We start from the raw sequence: 323 nt of genomic DNA, 5'->3' as shown, positions 1-323 counted from the left end.
TGTTGTGGGTCATGAGGTTCTTGGCACGAGGCCCGGGCTGAGATGAGACGAGTGGGCCTCTCCCGCAGGATGGAAGTTCCTACACCACCGACCTGCCCGAGAAGACCCACTCATGACTCACGCTAACGCACCCCTGACCCCCACTGGCCGACTCAGGATGGTCCACCGCCACCTGCACGACGGGATCCCGCAGGCACACGTGGCCGCCGAGTTCCGGGTGAGCCGGCCCACGGTGGCCACCTGGGTGGCCCGCTACCGCGCCGAGGGCGAGGCCGGGCTGCTCGACCGGCCCAGCCGTCCGCGCCGTTCACCTGCCCAGCTCG

At 69.7% G+C, this 323-nt stretch carries 1 protein-coding gene; it reads left to right on the top strand.

Annotated features, from left to right (window positions below; genetic code table 11):
• Positions 1-112 precede the first annotated feature (112 nt).
• The coding region (locus tag FLM69_RS11300) for a leucine zipper domain-containing protein (protein WP_141844316.1) at positions 113-323 on the top strand (211 nt) is incomplete at its 3' end.

Origin of the sequence: Micrococcus sp. R8502A1, from assembly GCF_006704135.1 — a bacterium.
Taxonomy (GTDB): domain Bacteria; phylum Actinomycetota; class Actinomycetes; order Actinomycetales; family Micrococcaceae; genus Micrococcus; species Micrococcus luteus.
Note: the sequence above shows the minus strand (reverse complement) of the source record. Positions and strands in the feature narration are given on the sequence as shown.